General features: G+C 72.3%; 8 protein-coding genes. 7 read left to right on the top strand and 1 reads right to left on the bottom strand.

From position 1 onward, the window contains the following. Positions 1 to 314: 314 nt before the first annotated feature. Entirely contained in the window at positions 315 to 1535 is a 1221-nt protein-coding gene (locus AB0M01_RS03245) for an MFS transporter (protein ID WP_363665223.1), read from the bottom strand. 67 nt (positions 1536 to 1602) lie between these two features. Between AB0M01_RS03245 and AB0M01_RS03240 the strand changes: the two genes are divergently transcribed. From AB0M01_RS03240 to AB0M01_RS03210, 7 genes are all read left to right on the top strand, one after another. Then, positions 1603 to 2142, top strand: coding sequence for a CGNR zinc finger domain-containing protein (locus AB0M01_RS03240; RefSeq protein ID WP_363665222.1), 540 nt, complete (start codon positions 1603 to 1605; stop codon positions 2140 to 2142). A 212-nt stretch (positions 2143 to 2354) separates the two neighbouring features. Then, complete coding sequence (locus AB0M01_RS03235) at positions 2355 to 2576, top strand: biotin/lipoyl-binding carrier protein (RefSeq protein WP_363665221.1); 222 nt, start codon at positions 2355 to 2357, stop codon at positions 2574 to 2576. Positions 2577 to 2838: 262 nt separating this feature from the next. Then, positions 2839 to 3534: an RNA polymerase sigma factor SigE gene (sigE, locus tag AB0M01_RS03230; protein ID WP_363665220.1), complete on the top strand. Its 696-nt coding sequence runs from the start codon at positions 2839 to 2841 to the stop codon at positions 3532 to 3534. Next, the gene (locus AB0M01_RS03225; protein WP_363665219.1) at positions 3531 to 3701 is read left to right on the top strand and encodes a hypothetical protein; all 171 of its coding nucleotides are present in this window, start codon (positions 3531 to 3533) and stop codon (positions 3699 to 3701) included. Before sigE ends, AB0M01_RS03225 begins: the two co-directional genes overlap by 4 nt. Then, positions 3698 to 4312, top strand: coding sequence for a zf-HC2 domain-containing protein (locus tag AB0M01_RS03220; protein WP_363665218.1), 615 nt, complete (start codon positions 3698 to 3700; stop codon positions 4310 to 4312). The genes AB0M01_RS03225 and AB0M01_RS03220 overlap by 4 nt, the downstream gene beginning before the upstream one ends. Positions 4313 to 4315: 3 nt before the next feature. Further along, positions 4316 to 5398 carry a sigma-E factor regulatory protein RseB domain-containing protein gene (locus AB0M01_RS03215; protein WP_363665217.1) on the top strand — a complete coding sequence of 361 codons (1083 nt, stop codon included), beginning with the start codon at positions 4316 to 4318 and terminating at the stop codon, positions 5396 to 5398. A 369-nt stretch (positions 5399 to 5767) separates the two neighbouring features. Further along, the gene (locus tag AB0M01_RS03210) at positions 5768 to 7003 is read left to right on the top strand and encodes a trypsin-like peptidase domain-containing protein (protein ID WP_363665216.1); all 1236 of its coding nucleotides are present in this window, start codon (positions 5768 to 5770) and stop codon (positions 7001 to 7003) included. Positions 7004 to 7113 lie beyond the last annotated feature (110 nt).

The raw sequence follows: 7113 nt of genomic DNA, 5'->3' as shown, positions 1-7113 counted from the left end.
TCGCGCCTCCCCTCGGGAGCCGCCTCGCCCCGGGATCGCGCCTCCCCTCGGGAACCGCGCCTTCCCCCGGGAAGAGCGCCTTCCGGGGAACCGCGCGTCGCCCCGCGAATCGCGCCTCCCCTCGGGAGCCGCCTCGCCCCGGGATCGCGCCTCCCCTCGGGAACCGCGCCTTCCCCCGGGAAGAGCGCCTTCCGGGGAACCGCGCCGTTCCCCGGGAATCGCGCCTTTCCCCGGGGAACCGCGCATTCCCCCGGAGAACCGCACTTTGTGCACCGATCAGCCATGAATCGGCCTCAGAAATGGCTGAACGGTGCTCAAAGTGCGGAGGAGTGGGAGGTGTGGGTTGGTGTGGCATCTCGTGGGGTGGAGAGCCGGCCGAGGACTGCGGCCGCGAGTAGGGAGATGGCCACGGCCAGCAGCGCCGCGTGGGTGCCGATGATCGGCACCAGTAGCCCGCCGGCGGCCTGACCGAGGGCGGCGGCGCCGACGCGGAGGCTGGCGGCCGTCGTACTGACTCGGCCTTGCAGGGCGACAGCGGAGTACTGCTGGCGGGCGGCGAACATGGCCGGGAGCATCGGGCCTTCGAACAGACCAGTCGCCGCGGCCAGGACTAGCAGGACGGGGAACGTCGTCGCCAACGGCCAGGTGGTCATCGCCAGGCCGTAGGCGGCGACGGCGACCATCACCACCAGTTCCGGCCGCCAGCGAGTCTGCAAGCGGCCCAGGAGTACCGCGGTGGTGACGCTGCCGAGCTCCAGGGCGGTCCAGAGGTAGCCGGCGCTGGACCGGGGAGCGCCGAGGGCGGTCATGTGCAGCGGCAGGGTGATCAGCAGGACGCCGACGGAGCCCATCAGCATCGTGCTGGTGATCGTGGAGGCCCGCAGTCGCGGGGTGCGCGCCAGGTGGGCGAGCCCGCCGACCACCGAGGCCAGGAAGGGCTCGCGCTCGTCCGTGGCGAGTGCGGCCGGCAGTGCGGGGAGGCGGGCGATGGCGAAGATGCTGAGCGTCGCGGTGACGGCGATGACGATCACTGCGGCTTCCACGGAGACTGTGGCCGCGATGGTCGCCGCCGCGGCCGGTCCGGTGATGGTGGCCGCGCCGAAGCTCGCCGCCTCCCAGCTGTTCGCCTTGGGGAGCAGTTGGCTCGGCACCAGCGACGGCAGCATGCTGGTGAAGCCTCCGCTGACCATCGGGAGGGTCACTCCGGCCACAGCCGCGAGCGCGGGCGTTGTCCAGGCTGGGCTGTGTCCGGCTGTGAAGAGCAGGCTCAGCATCACCAGCCCGAGCACGGCCTGGTTCAGGCCGAGTGCTGTACGCCGGGCCGCCGTTCGGTCGAGCCAGGTGCCCAGCAGCGGGCCGGAGACCACCGCGGGCAGCGCGTAGGCCGCACCGGTGAGCCCGGCGAGCGCCGGTCTGTCGGTGCGCTCCAGCACCAGCAGAACGAGCGTGAAGGCCACCATCTCGTCGCCGAGTCGCGCCAGCGTGGCCGCGGGGTAGTAGGCCCGCAGCGCCGGGACGCCGAGCAGGTCTCGCATCGATCACTCCTGTAACGCGTTACTGATAGTTACGCGTTACGTTAACAACGGCGTTACGATGGCGCCAATGGAAAGTTTGCAGACGCCGGACCGGCTCGTCCGGATCGCCGTCGACCTGGTCAACACCCGGACGCTCGAGCCGGAGCAGTTGACGAAGCCGGCCGATGTCCGGCGGTTCCTGCTCGATCACGGCGAGCCGGAACCGGTCCGGACCGGCGAGGCCGACCTGGTGGAGGTGCGCGAGATCCGCGAGCTGATCCGGCCGGTCTTCCACGCCGAACCGGCCGAGGCCGCGCGGATCCTCAACGAACTGCTCGCGCAGTACGCCGTACGGCCCTATCTGTCGGACCACGACGGTTCGCCGTGGCACCTGCATGTGGCGAAACCAGACGCGTCCTGGGCGGAATGGCTGGCGGCCGGCACGGCGCTGGGCCTGTCCGGCTTCGCGGCCGGGCATGGGTTCGAGGCGATCGGGGTGTGCGCGGCCGGCGACTGCGAACGGGTGTTCGTGAACCCGGCGGCCAAGCGGCCGCGCCGCTTCTGCACCCCCACCTGCGCGAGCCGCACCCGCGTCGCCACCCACCGAGCCCGCCGCGCCGGGAGGTAGGCCCCGCCATCCGGGGCGTGGACCCCGCGGCGCGAGGACGAAGGCCTCGCCACGCCGGGGCGGGGACGTGGATCCCCCGGCCCGGGGATGGCCCCCGCGGCGCCGAGGCGTAAACACTGCCGCGCTGGGACGTGACCCCGCGGCGCCGGGGCGTAGACCCCGCGGACACCGCCTAGGATCGCCGGAGGTAAATCGGCGACGGAGGAGTGCTCGTGAGTCACACCGTGGTGGCAGAGCTGGTGGCGAACGTCCTGAAGATCACCGCGCAGGCCGGGGACAGCGTTGGGCCGCAGGACACGCTGGTGATCCTGGAGTCGATGAAGATGGAGATCCCGGTGCTCGCCGAGGTTGCGGGGACGATCACCGAGCTCAGGGTCAGCGAGGGTGAGGTCGTCCGTGACGGCGATCCGATCGCGGTGATCGAGGAGAGCTGACGGGCGACCCGATCGTGGTGATCGGGGAGAGCTGACCGGCGCGCGATCGTGGTGATCGGGGAGAGCTGACCGGCGCGCGATCGCGGTGATCGAGGAGAGATAGGTCACCCGGTCAACCGCCCGGCCGTGCCGGGGCGTCTACTGGTGGACAAGTGATCACCGGGAACTTCCCGTCCATGCGCGCCGTTGGACCGTCGTACCGGCATCTCAGGGTCTTTCCCGGGTGTCCCCGACGTGCGCAGAGGACGGTGAACACGGCACCATGGTGGTCACGCTCGTTGCCGAGAGGACCCAGGGAGGCGTTGCCGTGAAGCCGGTCGACACCTCCGTGGTGCCTGCCCTGGCTCCCCAGTCAGCCCCGCAGCCGTCGCCGCAGCAGCCGGACGTGCTGCCGTCGTGGGACGAGATCGTTCGCACCCACTCCGCGCGGGTCTACCGGCTGGCCTACCGCCTGACCGGGAACAAGCACGACGCCGAGGACCTCACCCAGGAGGTCTTCGTCCGGGTCTTCCGGTCGCTGTCGAGCTACACCCCGGGCACCTTCGAGGGCTGGCTGTACCGGATCACCACGAACCTGTTCCTGGACGGCGCCCGCCGCCGGCAGCGGATCCGTTTCGACGGGCTGCCCGACGACGCGCACGACCGGCTGCCCGCCAAGGGCAGCGGCCCGGCCGAGAAGCTCGACCAGGACCAGTTCGACCACGACGTCCAGTACGCGCTGGACGCATTGCCCGAGGACTTCCGCGCGGCCGTGGTGCTGTGCGACATCGAGGGCATGACGTACGACGAGATCGCGGACGTGCTGGACGTCAAGCTCGGCACCGTCCGGAGCCGGATCCACCGCGGCCGCTCGATGCTGCGCAAGCACCTCGAGCACCGGGCGCCCCGGACCGGCCACTCCCGTGTCAGCGGCCCGCCCGCCGACGGGCCTCTTCCCGGTGGAGGTGGGGACCGATGACCGCGCACAGCAAGCTGCCGGCCGGCGGCAAGCCGGCGCCGGCGATCGCCGAGGTGGTCGCGCCGAGCGCGATTCTCGCCCACGTCGCCGGAGGCGAGCACCGAGAGAGCGCATACGCCGAGTCGGGCGCCGCTTCCGGTCGTGTCGGTGGAGGTGACGACCGGTGACCGTGCAGCACCCGCTGGACAAGCTGAGCGCCGCCGTCGACGGGGAGCTCGACCACGACTCACGCGACCGGGTGCTGAGCCACCTGGTCTGCTGCGACGACTGCCGCGCCGAGGTCGAGGCGCAACGCCGGCTGAAGGCGCGGATGTCCGCGCTGGAGGCTCCGGAGCCCTCGACCGACCTGATGCAGCGGCTGATGGGTGTGCCCGCGTTCTCGGTCGAGCCGCGCGAGGAGGTGCGCCCGGTGCTCACGCCGGTCGTCACGCTCAGCCCGCAGCGCTCGGCCTTCCCAGCTGCTCGCACCGGGGCGACCCGGCCGGCAGCTCGTACGGCGACCAGGTCGCGCCGGCGTACCGGCGTACTGGGTGCTGCCGGGTCTGCTGCCGCGGTGGCGTCGCTGCTGGGGACTGCCTTCGTGCTGGGCGACCCGGCGCGCGGGACCGAGCAGCCGCCGGTGCTGGCGCCTCCGGTGGCCAGCTTCTCGGTCGACCACGCTGCTACCGCGGGCGGCAGTCCGTTCGGTGACCCGGCGGCGTTCTTCAGCTCCTACAACGGGACGGGGTACGCCGGGCTGAGCCCGACGCTCCAGCCGGTGGCTCTGACGGGGCGCTGACCTGTGAGCACTACCCGGGCGTCTAGCCCTGCCCAGCTGGTCGGTCCTGTCCGGCTCGCGGTACTGGTCGGCACGATGCTGATCGGTGTCGGCCTGCCGCTGCCTGCTGCGGCCGCTCCTCAGGAGGACGCGCCGCTGGCCGTCAGCTGGCTGGAGCGGGCCGCTGCCGCGCCCGACCACGTCTCGTACCACGGCACCCAGATCGTCACCTCGACCGGACCGCAGGGCTCCAGCTCGGCGATGCTCGACATCGTGCACGCGGCGTCGCAGGGGTCGGAGATCAGCCTGGTCGGGTCCAGCTCGCCGGACGCCAAGTCGTTCGTGCAGCGAGCGAACCAGGCGCACAGCCCGGCCGTCGACGGCGGGCCGCTGGCGCTGCTGAAGGCGACGTACCAGCTGGTCTACCGGTGCTGCACGGACACGATCGGGCGGGCCGCCGTACTGGTGGAGGCGTTGCGGGACGACCAGACGCTGGCCGCGCGGTTCTGGATCGACCGGGCGACCGGGCTGCTGCTGCAACGACAGCTGTACGGCGCTGACGGGCGGACGCTGGTGCGGGCGACCGTGTTCACCGACCTGGAGATCGACAACGGCGAGTTCCTCGGGCACCTGCCACCGATGCTGCCCGGCGGCTCCGACTCGATGGGGCTCAGCGGGGTCGACGGGCTGCGCACGCAGGGCTGGACGTGCACGAGCGAGCTGCCGGGGTCGTTGCAGCTGTACGACGTGCACCAGGACGCCGGCGCCGGGGTGCTGCAGTTCTCGTACTCCGACGGGCTGTTCAACGTGTCGCTGTTCCAGCAGCGCGGGGCGCTCGACCCGAAGGCGGTCGCCGGGTACGCCACGACCGGGACGCCGGGGGTGCACGTGCGGTACGGGATGCCGTCGTACGCCGTCTGGTCGTCGGGCGGGATCGTCTACACGCTGGTCGGGGACGTGCCCGCGGAGGTGCTCGCGCGGGTCGTCGACGCGTTCCCGCACGCGGTGCCGGCCCGGGTGACTCCGGTGCAGCGGATGGGTACCGGACTGGCCCGAATCGCGACGTGGCTCACTCCGATGAGTGCGCTCTCGTGGAAGCTGGGATAATCGACCTCGGGAAGAACTCCCACCCCGAGACAACGACGACGTGAGGCGGCCACCGTGACCTGGGACGACGCCGAACCGACAGCAAAGCTCCCGCAGGACGCGGACCCCACCCGCCCGGTCCCGACCGCGGGCCCGGTGGCACCCCCGCCTGCCTCTGAAGGGGGGAGGGGAGAGGAAGCCGCGGCCCCCGGGTCCAGCGCCTCCGGCGCGGACGCGCTCGGCGCGACCTCCCGCTCCGCCCCCGCGCCCGGCGGGCACCCCCAGGCGAGCCCTGCGGTTTCCGCGCTGACACCTCCTCCGGTCTCCAACGGCGCAGCGCCGCTGGCGACCCCCGGGGGTGACGCCGCCTACCGGCAGTCCGAGCGGTCCATGACCCAGCGCAGCTTCGGTCAGCCCGAGCAGCCGCAGTTCCGGCCCGTCTACCCGGGGCAGGCCTGGCCGACGCAGCCTCAGCCGACGTACGTGCCTCCGCCGCCGCTCGACTGGCACCAGCAGCAGGCTCGTGCCTACACCCCGGCGCCGCCGCCCAAGAACTCGACGAACAACCGCACCGTTCTGATCGCCGCGATCGTCTCGCTGGTCGTCGCCCTGATCGCCGGTGCCGGCGCCGCCGCGACCGTGGTCGCGCTCGACCGGCCGGACCCGATCGTCGACCAGCCGGGCCCCGCGATCGGCAACGGCGCGGACCCGAAGATCCGGACCGGCAGCGTCTCCGCGGTCGCCCAGTCGCTGCTGCCGAGCGTCGTGCAGCTCAAGGTCGAGGGTGCCGACGACAGCGGTGCGACCGGCTCCGGCTTCGTGATCGACACCTCCGGGCACATCCTCACCAACAACCACGTCGTTTCCGCCGCGGCCAACGGTGGTTCGATCCAGGTCGTCACCCAGCAGGGCAAGGCCGCGACGGCCCGCCTGGTCGGCCGCTCACCGGCGTACGACCTGGCGGTCGTGCAGGTGGCCGGGATCGACGCGCCGGCGGTTCAGTTCGGGCAGTCCGACCAGGCCGTCGTCGGCCAGGACGTGGTCGCGATCGGTTCGCCGCTCGGCCTGGCCGGGACCGTCACCTCCGGCATCGTCTCGGCCAAGAACCGCCCGGTCACGGCCGGCGGCGAGGGCGAGATCTCCTACATCAACGCGCTGCAGACCGACGCCGCGATCAACCCGGGCAACTCCGGCGGCCCGCTGGTCGACATGAACGCGAAGGTGATCGGCGTGAACTCCGCGATCGCCACCGTGCGCGGGGCCGAGGAGGGCAGCAGCGGCAACATCGGCCTCGGGTTCGCGATCCCGATCGACCAGGCCCGGCGGACCGCGCAGCAGCTGATCGCCAGCGGCAAGGCGTCGTACCCGGTGATCGGGGCGAACGTGGACATGCGGTTCGAGGGCGGCGCGCGGGTCACCGACGTCACTGCCGGCTCGCCCGCGTCCCGCGCCGGCCTGCGGACCGGCGACGTGGTCACCTCGATCAACAACCAGCCGGTCGACACCGCCGAGGGCCTGATCGTCGCGATCCGCACCCACCGGCCGGGCGAGACGATCCGGCTGGACTACCAGCGCGCGGGCCGGGCGCGGCAGGCCACGATCACCTTGGGTCAGCAGACCGGCTGACCAGAACGTGGCCGGGAGGCGACCAGCGAGCGAAGTCGCTGACCCGCCCGACGCGCTGACCGACCGCGGGCTACCCTGTCTGCGGACTGGGGAACGACCGGAGAAGGTGG

This window comes from Kribbella sp. NPDC051770, from assembly GCF_040681455.1.
GTDB lineage: Bacteria > Actinomycetota > Actinomycetes > Propionibacteriales > Kribbellaceae > Kribbella.
Note: the sequence above shows the minus strand (reverse complement) of the source record. Positions and strands in the feature narration are given on the sequence as shown.

Excerpts from the sequence above, each read along its gene's own strand:
- AB0M01_RS03240 (WP_363665222.1), top strand. The coding sequence starts at position 1,603 with ATGGAAAGTTTGCAGACGCCGGACCGGCTCGTCCGGATCGCCGTCGAC.
- AB0M01_RS03245 (WP_363665223.1), bottom strand. The coding sequence starts at position 1,535 with ATGCGAGACCTGCTCGGCGTCCCGGCGCTGCGGGCCTACTACCCCGCG.
- AB0M01_RS03225 (WP_363665219.1), top strand. The coding sequence starts at position 3,531 with ATGACCGCGCACAGCAAGCTGCCGGCCGGCGGCAAGCCGGCGCCGGCG.
- sigE (WP_363665220.1), top strand. The coding sequence starts at position 2,839 with ATGGTGGTCACGCTCGTTGCCGAGAGGACCCAGGGAGGCGTTGCCGTG.
- AB0M01_RS03210 (WP_363665216.1), top strand. The coding sequence starts at position 5,768 with ATGACCCAGCGCAGCTTCGGTCAGCCCGAGCAGCCGCAGTTCCGGCCC.